Annotated in this window: 12 protein-coding genes; 6 read left to right on the forward strand and 6 right to left on the reverse strand. The window is 72.1% G+C overall.

The window, feature by feature from the left end:
• The first annotated feature begins 119 nt into the window (after positions 1–119).
• Positions 120–878: a hypothetical protein gene (locus tag LP52_RS07330; protein WP_052809558.1), complete on the forward strand. Its 759-nt coding sequence runs from the start codon at positions 120–122 to the stop codon at positions 876–878.
• Between the two features lie 9 nt (positions 879–887).
• Positions 888–3,353, forward strand: coding sequence for a TIGR03986 family type III CRISPR-associated RAMP protein (locus tag LP52_RS07335; protein ID WP_238580777.1), 2,466 nt, complete (start codon positions 888–890; stop codon positions 3,351–3,353).
• A gap of 247 nt (positions 3,354–3,600) precedes the next feature.
• On the opposite strand, the gene LP52_RS07340 is transcribed toward LP52_RS07335, so the two are convergent.
• Complete coding sequence (locus LP52_RS07340) at positions 3,601–4,941, reverse strand: Gfo/Idh/MocA family oxidoreductase (protein WP_274518793.1); 1,341 nt, start codon at positions 4,939–4,941, stop codon at positions 3,601–3,603.
• A 561-nt stretch (positions 4,942–5,502) separates the two neighbouring features.
• Here LP52_RS07340 and LP52_RS07345 point away from each other — a divergent pair.
• Genes LP52_RS07345 through LP52_RS07355 form a run of 3 tightly spaced genes read left to right on the forward strand, consistent with a single transcriptional unit; the run spans position 5,503 to position 8,639 of the window.
• Positions 5,503–6,468, forward strand: coding sequence for a carbohydrate ABC transporter permease (locus tag LP52_RS07345; protein WP_052809559.1), 966 nt, complete (start codon positions 5,503–5,505; stop codon positions 6,466–6,468).
• Positions 6,458–7,333 carry a carbohydrate ABC transporter permease gene (locus LP52_RS07350; protein ID WP_040271927.1) on the forward strand — a complete coding sequence of 292 codons (876 nt, stop codon included), beginning with the start codon at positions 6,458–6,460 and terminating at the stop codon, positions 7,331–7,333. Before LP52_RS07345 ends, LP52_RS07350 begins: the two co-directional genes overlap by 11 nt.
• A 19-nt stretch (positions 7,334–7,352) precedes the next feature.
• Positions 7,353–8,639, forward strand: coding sequence for an ABC transporter substrate-binding protein (locus LP52_RS07355; RefSeq protein ID WP_040271855.1), 1,287 nt, complete (start codon positions 7,353–7,355; stop codon positions 8,637–8,639).
• Between the two features lie 114 nt (positions 8,640–8,753).
• Here the strand turns inward: LP52_RS07355 and pgl are convergent, their stop codons facing one another.
• The 5 genes from pgl to tkt form a co-directional block, all read right to left on the reverse strand.
• Complete coding sequence (gene pgl / locus LP52_RS07360; protein ID WP_040271856.1) at positions 8,754–9,536, reverse strand: 6-phosphogluconolactonase; 783 nt, start codon at positions 9,534–9,536, stop codon at positions 8,754–8,756.
• Positions 9,533–10,459 carry a glucose-6-phosphate dehydrogenase assembly protein OpcA gene (locus LP52_RS07365; RefSeq protein WP_040271857.1) on the reverse strand — a complete coding sequence of 309 codons (927 nt, stop codon included), beginning with the start codon at positions 10,457–10,459 and terminating at the stop codon, positions 9,533–9,535. Before LP52_RS07365 ends, pgl begins: the two co-directional genes overlap by 4 nt.
• 97 nt (positions 10,460–10,556) lie before the next feature.
• A complete protein-coding gene (gene zwf, locus LP52_RS07370; protein ID WP_040271858.1) occupies positions 10,557–12,086 on the reverse strand; it encodes a glucose-6-phosphate dehydrogenase in 1,530 nt (509 codons plus the stop codon).
• A 244-nt stretch (positions 12,087–12,330) separates the two neighbouring features.
• Entirely contained in the window at positions 12,331–13,437 is a 1,107-nt protein-coding gene (tal, locus tag LP52_RS07375) for a transaldolase (protein WP_040271859.1), read from the reverse strand.
• A 190-nt stretch (positions 13,438–13,627) separates the two neighbouring features.
• Positions 13,628–15,748 (reverse strand): transketolase, encoded by a 2,121-nt coding sequence (gene tkt / locus LP52_RS07380; RefSeq protein ID WP_040271860.1) that lies wholly within the window; start codon positions 15,746–15,748, stop codon positions 13,628–13,630.
• A 627-nt stretch (positions 15,749–16,375) separates the two neighbouring features.
• On the opposite strand from tkt, the gene LP52_RS07385 reads away from it, so the two are divergent.
• Positions 16,376–17,362, forward strand: coding sequence for a heme o synthase (locus LP52_RS07385; protein WP_040271862.1), 987 nt, complete (start codon positions 16,376–16,378; stop codon positions 17,360–17,362).
• Positions 17,363–17,509: the final 147 nt, after the last annotated feature.

The raw sequence follows: 17,509 nt of genomic DNA on the forward strand, positions 1-17,509 counted from the left end.
GGGCGCCCCCGTACGCGGCCGCCGTCCCGGCAGCAGGGCGTCCGCCGCCACGGCCGCCCTGCGGCAGTGCGATCGGCGATGCGGGAAAGCGCAGGCGGAGAATCCACGGAAGGCATCGGATGATCACATCGCCCACGCCCGACGGCGGGATCTGGGAGGCGCCGGAACCGCGCGGGGCCCACACCCGCCCGCTCGGTCCCGAGACGGTGGCCGCCCTCCTCGGCGACCTGTTCGGGCACGGTCGGCGCAGCTCGGCGCTGGAGGCACAGGCCCCCGGCGAACCCCAGTGGCTGCTGGCCGAGCTCGGCGACGGCCGCATCACCGGCGCCTGCCCCCGCGGCGCCTGGCGGCTCTCCTGCGACGATCCGCAGACCGCCCGCCTCTCGGCGCCGCCCCTGGACCCCGGTGGCGCCGACGCCTGGCGGCTGCTCGGAGCGGCCGTGTTCTCCCCCTCGGCCCAGATCCACATCGGCGAGGGAGCCGAGGAGGCCTGGGCCACCCGGGACAGCGCCGACATCGGGGAACTGCCGCCGTGGCTGCGGCCGCGCGACCGCTCGTTCCTGCTCGCGGGCTGGCACGCCGGGCCGCGCTCCAGCCGCGACCTGGGCGGCGACATCCCCTTCAGCATCGGCCGCGAGCTCTCCGGCGCCACCGCCTGCCACCCCGTGAACTGGCACGACTTCGACATCGCCGCGCCCCCGGAGGGCGCCTCGGCGGCCGCGACGGTCGGCACGTGGGTGAGTGTCCGAGAGTACTGGGCAGAGGATCCCGAAACAGGGGCCGTCGGGGTGGCCTTCCACCGGCTGACCGAATACCGCGCGGGGCCGAAACCGACGCCGCCGATCGGACTCGACGCCGCCGACGATGCGCACCGCTAGGAGGGCACCGTGAGCGACCAGCCCCACTCCGGCGTCCCCCGCCCCTCGCCGGCCTCCATGCCGCGCCGCCGCGCCTCCGCCGCCGCGCGCCGGCCCGCACCGCTGCCCCCCGGCGGTCGCGCCAGGCGCCGCGACGAGCGCGGCGGCGCTTCTCCCACGTCCGAGGCGCCGCCCGACCCGCTGCGCGATCACCAGGCGGTCGCCCCCTACGGGCTGGTGCCGCTGCCCGAGCGCCCCATGCCCGCCGAGCGCCTGCAAGAGCCGGTGCTGCGCGAGGGCACCTCCCAGCACCGCCTGCTGGCGGCGCACGACCAGCGCATCCCCGGCACCAACACCGGGTGGATCGACATCACCGTGCGCACCCTTACGCCCACCTTCGTCGGCGCCACCCGCGACGGTGCGCCCGAGCGGTCGCTGACCATCGACGGCCGTCCGGCGCTGCCCGGTGCGTCCCTGCGCGGGCTGATCCGCAACACGATGCGGGTGCTCACCGGCGGTGAGACCGGCCCCGTCAACACCCCGCAGCTGTTCTTCCGCGCGCCCGCCGCCTCCCACAGCGACCGGCGCGCCCGCCACGTCATGCGCCGCCTGCACCGGCAGTACCGGGACCGCGGCGGCGCCCCCTCGACCCCGCCCGGCACCTCCGTGCAGGCGGGGTTCCTGCGGCGCGACCCCGCTGCCGGCTCCTGGGAGATCCGGCCGCTGCCCGTGGAGCGCCCGGTGCAGGTCCGCCTGGCCGACCTGCGCGAAGACCTGCACCGCTTTCCCGGGCTGCCCGAGTTCGAGCTGCCGCCCCACGAGTCGGGCGACGGCGCGGGCGGCTACGTTCCCGCCGAGTTCCACGGGGCGTTCCAGTACCTGCCGGTCGTGGCGCTGTGCCCCCGGGTCCACGGGCGCACCGTCGCCGAGACCCGGTTCTGGGCGATGGCGGTGCTGCCGCCGGGCGAGGAGCCCGCGTTCGGGCACCGCGAGGCCGCGCGCGACCGGCTGCGCGAGCGGTGGATCCGCAAGCGGGCCGGTGCCGAGCAGGCGATGCGGCGTGCCTCGGGGGAGCGCGCCCGCTCGGCGGCGCGCGGCAGGCGCAACGACTACGGCCGGGCCCTGGAGGGCATCGAGGACGTCGCCTTCGAGGCCCACGAATGCGTCCTGGTGCTGACCGGCGCCGCCGGCGAGCGCAAGAACGCCTACCTGTTCCCCACCGCCACCGATCCCCGGCGCAGCCTGCCGGTGCCTGCCCATCTGGTCCACCTCGTGGAGTCGGCCGACCAGATCACCCGGTTCCAGGCCAGGAATTTCAGGAGCGACCTGCCCGGCGCCGCGGTCGCCGGCGCCGAGGAGCCCGACCGGCCCGCCGCGATCCGGCCGCGCGAGGGCGGCTTGGCCCGTGCCGGCGGCGAACCCGTCTGGTACCAGCAGTCCGAGGGACGCGTCGTCTCCTTCGGCCGCTCCGGCGGCTACCGCGTCGCCGTCGGGGAGTTCGACCCGATCAGTCGCGCCGTTCCCGAGGAGGTGCACACCCGCGCCCGCGCACGCGCCGAGGGCAGCGGCCGCCCGCCGGACGTTCCGCGGGCCCTGTTCGGCGACGTCGACCTGCTTCCCCCCGGAAGCGGATCCGGCTCGGCCGCGCGCGGCCGGGTGTCGGTGGGCTCGGCCGTCTGCGACGAGACCGGCGACGCCTGGATGGAGCACCCGTTGCGCGTCGAACTGCTCTCGCCCCAGCGCAGCTGCTTCGCCAACTACCTGCTCCAGCCGGTCTCGGAGGCCACCTGGGGCCAGGCGCCGGACCTGGCGACCTGGTCGCACGAGGGCGACGTCCGGCTGGGCGGCTACAAGGTCTACCTGCACCGCCACGACACCCTGCCCGCCTCCGCGCAGCGTTACGCCCACCTGCACCCCGACCGTGTCACCGAGGGCCCCACCACCCGCGACGTGGTGCCCGTGCGCGCCGGGGCGGCCTTCCACGGACGGATCACCTTCGCCAACCTCACCGACGCCGAGGTGGGGGCGCTGCTGCAGGCGCTGCACCTGGGCAACCCCGCCGGCGGCGGCGACCGCCACGACCCCCTTTACGCCCACAAGCTCGGCCTGGGCAAGGCGCTGGGGTTCGGCAGCGTGCACATCGCCCCCGCCCTCTACCTGCTCGACCCCGCCGAGCGCGCCGCCTCACTCGACCCCGGGGCCGGGGTCGCCTGCGTCGGCGACGAGGGCATGCAGAAGCTGCTCGACGCGTTCGGCGAGGCGCTGCTGACCTGGGAGCGCGAGCAGAGCACGCGGGCGGGCGAGCCCGTTCCCGGCGACTGGAGGGAGGTCCGCCGCGTCGAGGCGCTGATGCTGGCCGCCCAGTGGCGCCACCGCTTACCCGAAAGCTGGACCCGCGTGATGGGCCTCGACGAGTTCGCCGTCTACCCCGTTCTGCCCGACTTGCAGAGCCGCTTCGCGGCTCACGCCCGAGCGGCCGAGACCGGTGCCGGGTGACGTTCCGGCCGGCGGCGCCCTGACCCCGCGCCGCCGCGCCCCTCTCGGTCGAAGAGGTGGCCGCCCGCCGAGGGCATAGCACCGCGACCGGTCGGCAGCGCCTGTGACGAGCAGAGCCCGTGTCGCCGACGGAGGAACCGCCCGCCGAGGGCATGGAGGCCGTCTGGGCCTCCGGAGGAGGCGGCCCGGCACCCGGCCCCGAGAGGGAGGCCGCCCCGGGTGCCGGGACCGTCAGGTCGTGGCGCGCTCAATCCCCGTCGAGCAGCGCCGCGACGTCCACCGGCCTGCCGGTGCGGATCGACTCGTTCGCCGCCAGGCCGGTCAGCAGGGCGTTGGCGCCGTCGGTGTGCGTGGGCCGCGGCAGCACGCCCGAGGCGCCGAAGAGCGTATCGAGCATGCGCACGTCGCCGCCGCCGTGCGTGCCCTCGCCGACCTCCACATCGATCTCCTCGGGCTCGCGCCAGTGCCGGCGCAGGAGCAGCCGGGATGCGGTGTCCTCCTTGGGCGCCGGCATCCCCCGCACCGGCGCGTCGTCGGTGCGCCCGGGCGCGGTGTAAGGGCTTTCGGTGACGTCCAGTTCCAGACGCCCTCCGCTGCCGGTGATCGCGACGCGGTAGCCCTCCCAGGGGGAGTACGCGGCCAGGTGGTAGCTGAGCTTGGCGCCCGAGGCGTAGCGCACCAGCACCGACATGTCGTCCTCGATGGTGATGCCCGACCCGAAGACGTTGCGGTCGCGCCGGTAGCCGTCCTCGTGCTCGGCCTCCAGATACAGCCGGCGCATGTCCTCGCTGTCGTCCATGTGCAGCGCGAACGGGTCCTGCCGGGCGCCCGCGGAACCGTGCGCACGCTCGTAGTCGGCGGCCATCCCGCGCCTGCGGCCGTTGGCGTCGCCGTAGAAGAACAGGTCGCCCCAGGCGAAGACGTCCGTCGGCGCACTGTCGATCCACCAGTTGACCAGATCGAAGTGGTGACTGGCCTTGTGTACGAGCAGGCCGCCGGAGTTCTGCTTCTCGCGGTGCCAGCGGCGGAAGTAGTCGGCGCCGTGGCGCAGGTCCAGCAGCCACTCGAAGTGGACCGATCCGATCTCGCCGATGGCGCCCTCGGCCAGCAGTTCGCGCAGCCGGGCGTGCACCGGGTTGAACCGGTAGTTGAAGGCGACGTTGACCCGACCGCCGGTGCGGCGCTGGGTCTGCAGGATGCGGCGGCAGCCCTCGGCGTCGGCGGTCATCGGCTTCTCGGTCACGACGTCGCAGCCGGCCTCCAGGGCCGCGCAGATGTAGTCGGCGTGGGTGCGGTCCACCGAGCAGACCACGACGTCCTGTACCCGCTCTTTGCGCAGCATGGCGCCGAAGTCCTCGGCGGGGTAGGCCGGTACGGGCTCCAGGCCGTGCGCCTGCACGATGGCGTTGTGCGCGGCCATGCGGGTGCTGTTGGTGTCGCACAGCGCGACGAGGCGGGCGACGCCGGCGTGGGTCGAGACGAGGGCCCGGGTGTACATCCGCGCGCGCGAGCCGGTGCCGACCACGGCGAATCGGCGCCGCTCGGAGGCGGAGTCGGGCAGATCTGGGCTAGTCGCGGAGTCGATCACAGCACTACGGTAAACGCTTTCCCAAATCCGGTCCAGGCCCGCCCCGCGAAACGCGCGACCCGGGTGCCCGTACCGCGAAATCGCCGGTCGCGACGCTACTCGTCGCATCGGGTCCTCCGGTGGGGCCGCCGGCGACCAGGCAAGCGATTGCCAGTGCGATTGGGCAACGATCGGGATACGGTGCGGTACCGGTTCGGTGGTCTCGGTGAAGCGGGCCACATTCGATGCCGAGTGCGTGGCGCTCGGCATCGCCCCAGGTGGCCCCGGTTTCGCCGACTTCCTTCGGCGGCCTTCGGTGCTTCCGCGTACCCGGGGGAGCATTGACGGCGTAGTACAGGGGTGTTAAAAACCGTTCATCCATACTCTGGATAGCGCTTACCAACAAATCGCCGCCGGAACGACCGGGTTGAGCGTCGCACGCGGCGTCCCGGACCCGCTGGTTCCGCACACCTGCTTCCCGGGCTGAATGAGGACGGTGGAGCCCATGCACACTCGACGAACGGCCCAACCGCACCGCCGCGGGCGGTGCCGCGCCGGCATCCGTGGGGATGAGACCGCGTGATGGGGGCGACCCGCGAGCTGGCCGACCCGGAGGACGAGGCACCGCCCCCGGCAGCCGAGGCGCCCAAGCGCCGCTCCCGGAGTTTGTCCGGGAGCGGCAACGACAGCCTGGCCGCCTACCTCTTCCTGGCCCCGTGGTTCGCCGGCCTGGTGTTCATCACCGTCGGTCCGATCCTGGCCTCGCTGTACTTCTCGTTCACCGACTACTCCCTCATCGGTGGTGCGGAGTGGGTCGGCCTGGAGAACTACACGAGGATGCTCACCGACGACCGGCTGCACTCCGCACTCGGCGTGACCTTCGTGTACGTGTTCGTCTCGGTGCCGCTGCAGCTGGCCATGGCGCTGGCCCTGGCGATGGTCCTGGACCGCGGCGTGCGCGGCCTGGCGATCTACCGCTCGGTCTACTACCTGCCCTCGCTGCTGGGCAGCAGCGTCGCCATCGCGATCCTGTGGCGCCGGGTCTTCGGCGCGGACGGCCTGATCAACCAGGTGCTCGCCTTCTTCGGCGTCGAGGGCGTGGGCTGGGTGTCCCATCCCGACTACGCGCTGAGCACCCTCATCGTGCTGAACGTGTGGACCTTCGGCGCGCCCATGGTGATCTTCCTGGCCGGGCTGCGCCAGATCCCGCGGATGTACTACGAGGCCGCCGCGGTGGACGGCGCCACTCGGATGCGCCGGTTCTTCTCGGTGACCGTGCCCCTGCTTACGCCGATCATCTTCTTCAACCTCGTGCTGCAGATGATCCAGGCGTTCCAGACCTTCACCCAGGCCTTCGTCGTCAGCAGCGGAACGGGCGGTCCCTCCGACTCCACCCTGTTCTACACGCTGTACCTCTACCAGACCGGCTTCGGCTCGTTCGACATGGGCTACGCCTCGGCCATGGCCTGGCTGCTGCTGGTGATCATCGCCGGGTTCACCGCCGTGAACTTCCTCGCCTCCAAGTACTGGGTCTTCTATGGTGACTAAGACGCCCGCCGCCGGCGCATCCGGAATCGACCAGCGGCGGGAACGCCGCCGGCGCCTCCTCATCCACGTCGGGCTGATCGGCTTCGGGCTGGTCATGCTCTACCCGCTGCTGTGGATGGTCTCCAGCTCCGTCAAACCGACCGCGGAGATCTTCAGCGACCCCGGCCTGATCCCCGAGACCTTCGTCCCGGGCAACTACACCGAGGGCTGGACGGCGCTGCAGTACCCGTTCCACCACTACATCTGGAACTCGCTGATCGTGGTGGCGGGCTCGATCGCCGGCAATCTGCTGGCCTGCTCGATGGCGGCCTACGCCTTCGCGCGGCTGGAGTTCAAGGGCAAGCGGCTGTTCTTCTCGATCATGCTGATGACGATCATGCTGCCCATCCACGTGGTGATCGTGCCGCAGTACATCCTGTTCGCCAACCTGGACTGGATCAACACGTATTACCCGCTGATCGTGCCGAAGCTGCTGGCCACCGACGCGTTCTTCATCTTCCTGATGGTGCAGTTCATCCGCGGGCTTCCCCGCGACCTGGACGAGGCCGCCCGCATCGACGGGTGCGGGCACGTGCGCATCTTCCTGCGCATCGTGCTGCCGCTGTCCATGCCGGCGCTGGCCACCACCGCGATCTTCACTTTCATCTGGACCTGGAACGACTTCTTCAGCCAGCTGATCTTCCTGACCGATCCCGAGATGTACACCGTCCCCATCGCGTTGCGGACGTTCGTGGACTCCCAGAGCCAGACCTCCTGGGGCCCCCTCTTCGCGATGTCGGCGATCGCGCTCGGCCCGATCTTCGGATTCTTCCTCGCCGGGCAGCGCTACCTGGTGCGCGGTATCGCCACCACAGGAATCAAGTGATTCGAAAGGAACCCCGACTATGCGACTAGGGCTCAAACCGGCGGCGGGCGTCGCCGCTCTGGTAATGGCCGCGACCGCCTGCGGGGGAGGCGGCTCCGGCGACGAGACGGTCGAACTGCGCTTCTCCTGGTGGGGTGCCGACGACCGCCACGAGACCACCCAAGAGGTGATCAAGCGGTTCGAGGAGGCGAACCCCGACATCAAGGTCACCGGTGAGTACACCGACTGGTCCAGCTACTGGGACCGCCTGGCCACCAACACCGCGGCCAACGACGCCCCCGACATCATCACCCAGGAGGAGCGCTACCTGCGCGAGTACGCCGACCGCGGCGCCCTGCTGGATCTCAACGAGGTCGGCGACCAGCTCGACACCTCCAAGCTGGACCAGCTGGTCATGGGCGGCGGCGAGCTGGACGGCGGACTGTACGCCGTGCCCACCGGCGTCAACGCCTTCACCGTGATGGCCGATCCCCAGGCCTTCGAAGAGGCCGGCGTGGAGATGCCCGACGACGAGACCTGGACCTGGCAGGACTGGGTCGACACCGCGGCCGAGATCAGCGAGAAGTCCGGCGGCGACATCATCGGCACCCAGGACATGGCCTTCAACGAGCAGAGCTTCCAGATCTTCGCCCGCCAGCGAGAGCAGTCCCTCTACGACAAGAGCGGCGCGCTGAACTTCGACCAGAGCACCATGACCGAGTACTGGGAGTACATGCAGCAGGTCCACGAGGAGGGCGGCGCCCCGGGTGCCTCCAAGAGCGTGGAGGTCGAGGCCGGCGGCCCCGACCAGTCGGTGCTGGCGAACAACTCCGGCGCCATGGCCTCCTTCTGGACCAACCAGCTCGGCACCATGGAGGAGACGTCCGGACGCGACCTGGAGCTGCTGCGCTTCCCCGGTGAAAGCGAGAGCGCCCAGGCCGGCACCTTCTTCAAGCCCGCGATGCACTACTCGATCTCCTCCGAGACCGAGCACCCGGAGGAGGCCGCGAAGTTCGTGGACTTCCTGGTCAACGACAAGCAGGCGGGCGAGCTCATCCTGGCCGACCGCGGACTGCCGGCCAACACCGACCTGCGTGACGAGCTGATGAGCGAGCTGCCCGCGGCCGACCAGGAAAGCGCCGAGTTCCTCGACGAGATCGAAGGCGACGTCGCCGGCGCCGTCCCGCCCCCGCCCATCGGCGCGGGCGACGTCGTCGACATCACCATGCGCATCAACGAGGACCTGATGTTCGGCGACATCACCCCCGAGCAGGCGTCCAAGCGCTGGACCTCCGAAGTCCAGGACGCGACGGGCGGCGGCGAGTGACCCCTCCTGCCGGACCGTGATCCGTGTACGCCGGCGCCCGCCTCTCAGCCGGAGGGGCGGGCGCCGGCGTGTGCGCGGCGGGCGGCACCGGCAGGTCCGGTGCGACAGCCGCGCCTACATCTGGCCCGGTGCGGTGAAGCCCGGGGGCAGCCTGGCCGCGGCGTCGGCGTCGAGCAGGAACAGCGTGCGCGACCTGCCGTAGGCGCCCGCCGCCGGCACCTGAGTCGGTCCGGCGCCGCTCAGCGCCAGCCGGACCGCGTCGGCCTTGCTCTCGCCCGAGGCGAGCAGCCACACCTCGCGGGCCGCGCGGATGGCCGGGAAGGTCAGCGAGAGCCGGGTCGGCGGCGGCTTCGGAGCGCCGCGCACCCCCACCACCGAGCGCCCGTCCTCATACAGCGCCGGCTGCTCGGGAAACAGCGAGGCGACATGGGCGTCGGGGCCGATGCCCAGCAGGCACACGTCGAAGGCGGGCACCGGGGCGTGGCTCTCCGGCTGGGCGGCGCGGGCCAACTCGGCGGCGTAGCGCTCGGCCGCATAGACCGGGTCGGCGCCGTCGCGTCCGTCGGAGGCGGGCATCGGATGCACCCGCTCGGGGGCGACGCCGACGTGGTCCAGCAGGGCCGCGCGCGCCTGGGTCTCGTTGCGCTCGGAATCGCCCGCGGGCAGGAACCGCTCGTCGCCCCACCACACGTCGAGGTGGCGCCAGTCCAGGGCGTCGCGGGCGGGCGCCCGGGCCAGCTCGGTCAGCACGGCGATGCCGATGCCCCCGCCGGTGAGCACGATCGAGGCGCTGCCCTGCGCCGACTGCGCGTCGACGAGCCGGGTGACGATGCGCGCGGCCGTCGCCTTGGCCAGCGCCGAGGAATCGCGGTGGACGACCGCTGTGGGGGTGGTCACGCGGGCTCCTCCGTTCGCTGCATGAGGGCGGCCATGTGCTTGGCGGTGCGTTCGTAGATGTCGTCGGCGTCCAGTCGGCGCAGTTCCTCGGCCAGCGATTCCGACAGCCGTCGCCGGGCCAGGGCCACCGACTGCTCGGGCTGGCCGAACCGGGTGAGCGTGGCCACCCGGCCGTCCTTGCGCTGCAGCGAGATGTCGCCTTGCTCGGTGATCAGCCGCGACCCGGTGATACCCGGCCCGTCGGAGTGGCTGCGCGTCGCACGCACCTCCAGCCGGTCCGACAGCCACGCTGCCAGCAGGTCGGCGCTGGGGTAGTGCGGTTCGCCGGTGACTTCGGCCGACTCCACCCAGCCGCACGGCTGGTCCATGGTGCTGGCCAGCAGCGACCGCCACGGGGTCAGCCGGGTCCACGTCAGGTCGGTATCGCCGGGCTGGTAGTTGCGGATCCGGCCGAGCAGGTCGGCGAGGGGGTCGGCGGCGCGCAGCGCATCGGTGATGCGGCGGTGGGCCAGCCGCCCCACCAGGTCGGTGGACGGGTTCTGCGGGCCCACCCCCGGCCACCAGGCGACGACGGGTGCGTCGGGCACCAGCAGCGGTGTCACCACCGATCCGGGATGGTCGCCCAGCGCACCGTAGAGGCGCAGCAGGATCGCCTCGCCCGGCCCCGAGGTTCCGGGTCGGCGGATCTCGGCGTCGATGGAGGGCTCGGCGTCCGGGTCGCGGCGGATCAGCGCCAGGACGCGCGAGGGGTGCTCGCGGCCGGCCTCGGTGGCGGCGCGCACGGCGTCGTAGTGGTCGGCCTCGTCGGTCACCACGATCAGCGTCAGCACCATGTTCAGCGCGCCGCCGCCGATGCTGTGCCGCTCGGCCGTCAGCGCCTCGGCGATCTCGGAGGTGGTCGTGCGCGGCAGGTACAGCGTCATCGGTGTCGCCTCCCCAGGGGCGTGCGGAAGATCGGCCGGGGCTCGGACGCGGCCCGTCCGTCGGGTGCCCGACGGCGCGCGGCGGCGTCGGCGCCGGTCACGGCCGCCTCCACTGGCGGCCGTCGCGTGCCAGCAGCTCGTGGCCCGAGTGCGGCCCCCACGTGCCGGCCTCGTACTGCTCGGGCGGGCCCTGCTTGGCCCAGAACTCCTCGACCGGGTCGAGGATCTCCCAGGAGAGCTCCACCTCCTCCTGGCGCGGGAACAGCGGCGGGTCGCCGATGAGCACGTCGAGGATGAGGCGCTCATAGGCCTCGGGACTGGCCTCGGTGAAGGACTGGCCGTAGGCGAAGTCCATGGTGACGTCGCGGACCTCCATCGCCGGGCCGGGGACCTTGGAGCCGAACCGCAGGGTCACGCCCTCGTCGGGCTGGATGCGCAGCACCAGCGCGTTCTGGCCCAGGTCCTCCACGTCGACGGAGCTGAACACCTGGTGCGGCGCCCGCTGGAACACCAGCGCGACCTCGGTCACCCGCCGGCCCAGCCGCTTGCCGGTGCGCAGGTAGAACGGCACTCCCGCCCAGCGGCGGCTGCTGACGCCCAGCTTCATCGCCGCGTAGGTCTCGGTGGTGGAGTCGTCGGGGATCCCCTCTTCGTCGAGGTAGCCCGACACGTGCGCGCCGCCCTGCCAGCCTCCGGCGTACTGCCCGCGCGCGGTCCCGGAGGCCAGGTCGGCGGGCAGTTCCACCGCCGAGAGCACCTTCTCCTTCTCGGCGCGGATCGCGTCGGCGCTGAAAGTCACCGGCTCCTCCATCGCCACCAGCGCCAGCAGCTGCAGCAGGTGGTTCTGGATGACGTCGCGGGCCGCACCGATGCCGTCGTAGTAGCCGGCGCGGCCGCCCACACCCATGTCCTCGGCCATGGTGATCTGCACATGGTCGACGTAGTTGCGGTTCCACAGCGGCTCGAAGAGCGTGTTGGCGAACCGCAGCGCCATGATGTTCTGGACGGTCTCCTTGCCCAGGTAGTGGTCGATGCGGAAGACCGACTGCGGAGGGAACACGTCGTCGACGACCGAGTTGAGTTCCTGGGCGCTCTGCAGATCGTGGCCGAAGGGCTTCTCGATGACCACGCGCCGCCAGGCCGACTCCTCGGACTCGGCCAGGTTGGAGCGCTTGAGCTGCTTGACCACCGTCGGGAACAGCTTGGGCGGCAGCGAGAGGTAGTACGCGTAGTTGCCGCCGGTACCGCGTTCCCTGTCCAGCTCGCGCACGGTTTCGGCCAGCTCGTCGAATGCGGCGTCGTCGTGCAGTTCGCCCGCCACGAACCGCAGGCCCTCGCTGAGCTGGCGCCATACGTCCTCGCGGAAGGGCGTACGCGCGTTCTCACGTACCGCCTCGTGCGCCTCGGCCGCGAAGTCCTGGTTCTCCCACTCGCGGCGGGCGAAGCCCACCAGCCCGAAGCCGGGCGGCAGCAGGCCGCGGTTGGCCAGGTCGTAGATCGCGGGCAGCAGCTTCTTGCGGGCGAGGTCGCCCGTGACCCCGAACAACACCAGCACGCTCGGCCCGGCGATGCGTGGCAGGCGGCGGTCCAGTTCACTGCGCAGCGGGTTCGGGATCGCTCCCGGCATCACCGGTTCTTTCAACGTCGCTCCCGTATCGTCGTGGTGACTGTGCGCCGCTGCGGCGCCCGGTCGGCGAGCCGCCGACCCGCGGCGGGGCCCGGCACGGCGCTCCGGGCCCCTCGTCGCCGCTGTGCCGACCGGGGCGCCGCGGCGGCCGCCCCCGCGGGCGTGCGCGGCCGCCCGCCCGCCGGGGCCACCGGGTGCGGCGCCCTCTCGCGACACCCGGCCCCGTGCCGAGCCTGCGCCGAACTCAGCTGTGGGCCTTGAGCTGCTCGGAAACCCGCCCGAGCAGTCCCTCCCAGGACTTGGCGAACTTGTCGACGCCCTCGTTCTCCAGCGTGGCGGTGACGTCGTCGTAGTCGATGCCCAGGGAGGCGACGGCCTCCAGGTCCTGGCGGGCCTGCTCGTAGGCGCCGCGCACGGTGTCGCCGGTGATCTTGGCGTGGTCGGCCGCGGCCTCCAGCGTGGCCTCGGGCATGGTGTTGACGGTGCCCGGCGCCACCAGCTGATCGATGTAGCGGGTGTCGTCGTAGGCGGGGTCCTTGACGCCCGTGGAGGCCCACAGCGGACGCTGCGGCGTCGCCCCGGCGTCGGCGAGCGCCTTCCACCGGTCCGTGGCGAAGGCCTGCTCGTATGCCTCGTAGGCCAGACGCGCGTTGGCGATCGCCGCCCGGCCCATGAGGGCGTTCGCCTCGTCGGTGCCGATCTTCTCCAGCCGCTTGTCGACCTCGGCGTCCACCCGGCTGACGAAGAAGGAGGCCACCGACTGGATGCGCGAGATGTCGTGGCCGTTCTCGCGGGCCTGCTCCAGCCCGGCCATGAACGCGTCCATCACGCCGCGGTAGCTGTCCAGCGAGAAGATCAGCGTGACGTTGACGTTGACCCCCTCGGCCAGCGCGCGTGTGATCGCGGGCAGGCCCTCAGCGGTGGCCGGGATCTTGATGAACACGTTGGGGCGGTCCACCATCCACCACAGCGCGCGGGCCTCGGCCGCGGTCCGCTCGGTGTCGCGGGCCAGGCGCGGGTCGACCTCCAGCGATACGCGGCCGTCGATCCGGCCGGTGGACTCGTAGGTCGGACGCAGGATGTCGGCGGCCCAGCGGATGTCGTAGCCGGTGATGAAGCGGACGGCCTCGTCGACCGACACGTTGCGCGCGGCGAGGTCGCGCAGCTGGTCGTCGTAGGCGTCGCTCTCCTTGAGAGCCTTGTCGAAGATGGTGGGGTTGGAGGTCACCCCCACCAGGCTGCGGTCGGTGATGAGTTCCTGCAGGTTGCCCGAGCGCAGCCGGTCCCGGCTGATGTCGTCCAACCAGACGGCCACGCCCTCGGCGGACAGTGTGTGAAGCGGGTTGGTCATTGCTTGGCTCTTCCTCGTAGCTGTAGCTCCCTACCCGTCACCCGTCGCCGCCCCGAGACGGGACGCTGCGCGTCACGGGTCTTCCTTGTCACCCGCGTCCGTCGCCTGCCCCTCACGGCGAGGGGAGGGACCTCACGGGTTCTCGAAGGGTGTGTCGCCCCTCGATTCCGAGAAGTCCCTCCCGGCCCGATCAATTCCCGGTGGTCGAGCCCTGCTCGCCGCCGAGCTTGGCGACGCTGGCGTGCACAGCGGCCACTACCCGCTCAGGGGTCAGACCGAACTGCTCGTAGAGAGTGGTGTAGGGCGCAGAGGCGCCGAAGTGCTCAAGACTCACCGTCTCGCCGGCCGGCCCGATGAACTCGTGCCAGCCCAGGCCGATGCCGGCCTCGACCGAGACCCGCGCCTGGATCGAGGGCGGCAGCACGCTGTTGCGGTAGGAGGCGTCCTGGGCGCGGAACCACTCGACGCTGGGCATGGAGACCACGCGCGTGGGCGTGCCCGACTCCTCCAGGCGCTCGCGGGCCTGCATGGCGATGGCGACCTCGCTGCCGGTGGCGATGATCAGCGCCTCCGGGCTGCCGGTACCGGCTTCGGCGAGGATGTAGCCGCCCTTCGCGGCGTTCTCGGCGGGGCCGAACCGCTCGCGGTCCAGGGTCGGCACGTTCTGCCGGGTCAGCGCCAGCGCGGTGGGGCGCTCGCCCTTGGCCAGGATGGTGCGCCAGGCCACCGCGGTCTCGTTGGCGTCGGCGGGGCGCACGACGTCCAGGCCGGGGATGGCCCGCAGCGCCCACAGGTGCTCGATCGGCTGGTGGGTGGGGCCGTCCTCGCCCAGGCCGATGGAGTCGTGAGTCCACACGTAGGTCACCGGCAGGCCCATCAGCGCCGCCAGCCGCACGGCCGGGCGCATGTAGTCGCTGAAGACCAGGAACGTGCCGCCGTAGGGCCGGGTGGGCCCGTGCAGCGCGATGCCGTTGAGGATGGAGCCCATGCCGTGCTCGCGGACGCCGAAGTGCAGCACGCGGCCGAACCGGTTCCCGGAGAACGCCTTGGTGGAGTACTCCTCCGGGATGAACGACGGCTCGCCCTTGGGCGTGGTGTTGTTGGAGCCCGCCAGGTCGGCCGAGCCGCCCCAGAGCTCCGGCAGCACCGGCGCCAGCGCGCTGAGGACCTCGCCGCTGGCCTTGCGGGTGGCCACGCCCTTCTCGTCGGCGTCGAAGACGGGCAGGGCCTTCTCCCAGTCCTCGGGCAGCTTGCCCGCCTGCAGGCGGTCGAACAGCTCTGCGCGCTCGCCGGCGCCGCCGCGCCAGGCCTGGAAGGTCCGCTCCCACTCGGCGCGGGCGGTGCGCCCGCGATCGACGGCAGCGCGGGTGTGGGCGAGCAGGTCCTCGGGCACGTGGAAGGTCAGCGCCGGGTCCAGGCCCAGCTCGCGCTTGGTGGCGGCCACCTCGTCGGCGCCCATGGCGGCGCCGTGGATGGCACCGGTGTCCTGCTTGTTGGGGGAGGGCCAGCCGATGATGGTGCGCAGCCGGATGAACGAGGGGCGCTCCGTCTCGGCCCGGGCTGCGAGCACCGCCCGGTAGAGGCCCTCGACGTCCTCGTCGTAGGAGTCGCCGTCGGTCCAGTCGATCTCCTGGACGTGCCAGCCGTAAGCGCGGTAGCGCTCGGCGACGTCCTCGGAGAAGGCGATCTGGGTGTCGTCCTCGATGGAGATGTGGTTGTCGTCGTAGAGGACGACGAGGTTGCCCAGCTTCTGCGTGCCCGCGAGCGCGCTGGCCTCGTGGCTGACGCCCTCCTGGACGTCGCCGTCGGAGCACACGGCGTAGACGAAGTGGTCGAAAGGGCTCTCGCCGGGGGCGGACTCGGGGTCGAACAGGCCGCGCTCGCGGCGGGCGGCCATGGCCATGCCCACGGCGTTGCCGATGCCCTGGCCCAGCGGCCCGGTGGTGGTCTCCACGCCCGGCGTGTGGCCGACTTCCGGGTGGCCGGGGGTGAGGCTGTCCCACTGGCGGAGCCGCTTCAGCTCGTCCAGGGTCAGCCCGTAGCCGGCCAGGTAGAGCTGGATGTAGAGGGTGAGGCTGGAGTGGCCGCAGGAGAGGACGAAGCGGTCGCGGCCGACCCAGGAGGGGTCGCCGGGGTCGTGCCGCATGATCTTCTGGAAGAGGAGGTAGGCCGCCGGGGCGAGGCTCATCGCGGTACCGGGGTGGCCGGAGCCCGCCTCCTCGACCGCGTCCATCGCGAGGGCGCGGACCGTGTCCACCGCGCGCCGGTCCGGTTCCGACCACTCAAGGGACGTGGAGGTGTCGATGTTCACGCGGGCTCAGGGCTCCTTTCGCGCATCCAGCAGTTCCCGGGCACGCGCCGCCCGGGATGGTGAATGTGGGTTGTCCAGGGGTCGCGGTGGCCTGTATCCCGCGGGCGCCGGCGCACAGGTGCCGAGGGAGGGGCCGCCGAGCCGCCAGCGCCGGTCGGCGGGCCCGCCCCGGGCCGGGACCGGGGATGCCCGCCGGAGATGACACGTGCGACCGTGTGCGAGCTTATCGTCCTGCCGTGCCGGGGCCTATGTCCGACACGTCTCACCGCCGCGGGCCCCGGGGCGCCGGTGCGGTCCCCGGTCGCGTGGCGGCCGTGCGCCGGGCCGGCGGGTGTGCGAACCTGCACCCGCGCCCCGGCGCCTCCTTCCTCGCCGGTGCGGCATCCTGGGATGCGGTGCGCGGCTCGGACGCGGGTACCCGGTGAAGGTGTGTCCGAGCGGAGTACTACAGTATGTCGTTGACGGGGTCGTCCCCGGCGCGCTGACGCCGCCGGTACGGACCGCCCCGCTGTGGCGAGCCGAGCAGACCCCTGAGTTCCGTTTGAGGTTGAGCGTGTCAGTGTCCGGAGAGCGGATGTCCCCCGAATCCACGGTGCCCGGGGCCGGGCCTGCCGCGCGGCGGTACTGATGGGGCTGACGGACGGATCCCAGGCGGCCGGCGGAGACGGCGGCGCGGTCCGGGACGCCCGGCGGAGTGCGGACAGCCGGCCGGGCTCGGGGCTGGCGGCCCACGTGCGCGCCTACGTCGCCCTGTCGAAGCCGCGGGTCATCGAACTTCTGCTGATCACCACCATCCCGGTGATGTTCGTCGCCGCTTCGGGCGTTCCGCCGCTGGGAACAGCACTGGCCACGCTGGTCTTCGGCACGATGTCGGCGGCCAGCGCCAACGCGATCAACTGCTTCTTCGACCGCGACATCGACCAGGAGATGCGCCGAACCCGGCGGCGCCCGGTGGCCATGGCGAAGGTCACCCCCCGCGGTGCGCTGATCTACGGTCTGGTGCTGGCCGCGGGCTCCACGGCCGGGTTCGCGTGGCTGGTCAATCCGCTCTCGGCGGCGCTGTCGGCCTTCGCGATCCTGTTCTACATCTTCGTCTACACGCTGCTGCTCAAGCGGCGCACCGCCCAGAACGTGGTGTGGGGCGGCATCGCCGGCTGCATGCCGGTGCTGATCGGCTGGAGCGCGATCACCGACCGGCTGGACTGGGCGCCGTTCGTGCTGTTCCTCGTGGTGTTCTTCTGGACGCCGCCCCACACCTGGGCGCTGGCGATGCGCTACCGCGAGGACTACGCGGCCGCCAAGGTCCCCATGCTTCCGGTGGTGGCCACCGATCAGCGTGTCCTGCTGGAGTGCGTGCTCTACAGCTGGGCGACGGTGGCGACCTCGCTGATGCTGTGGCCGGTCGCCGACACCACACCCTTCTACCCGCTGGTGGCGCTGGTGCTGGGGGCGATCCTGCTGGTCCAGGCCCACCGGTTGCTGTGGCGGGTGCGCGCGGGCGCGACGGGTCCGAGGCTGTCGACAATGGGCTTCTTCCACCTGTCCAACGCCTATCTGGCGCTGCTGTTCTCCGCGGTCACCCTCGACCCGCTGCTGGCCGGTCTGGTGAACTGAGCCCCCCACCACAGCCGACGCGCTCGTCAAGGTTCCCGCGGTGGCCGGTAGTGGCCGCCGCATCCGAGCCGGGTCCGAAACCGCCTCGCAGCGGGACGATTCCGCTGCGCGACGGCGTTCCGCGATACCGGCGCACCCTCCTCACGC

The organism is Streptomonospora alba (genome assembly GCF_000826685.1).
Lineage (GTDB): Bacteria > Actinomycetota > Actinomycetes > Streptosporangiales > Streptosporangiaceae > Streptomonospora > Streptomonospora alba.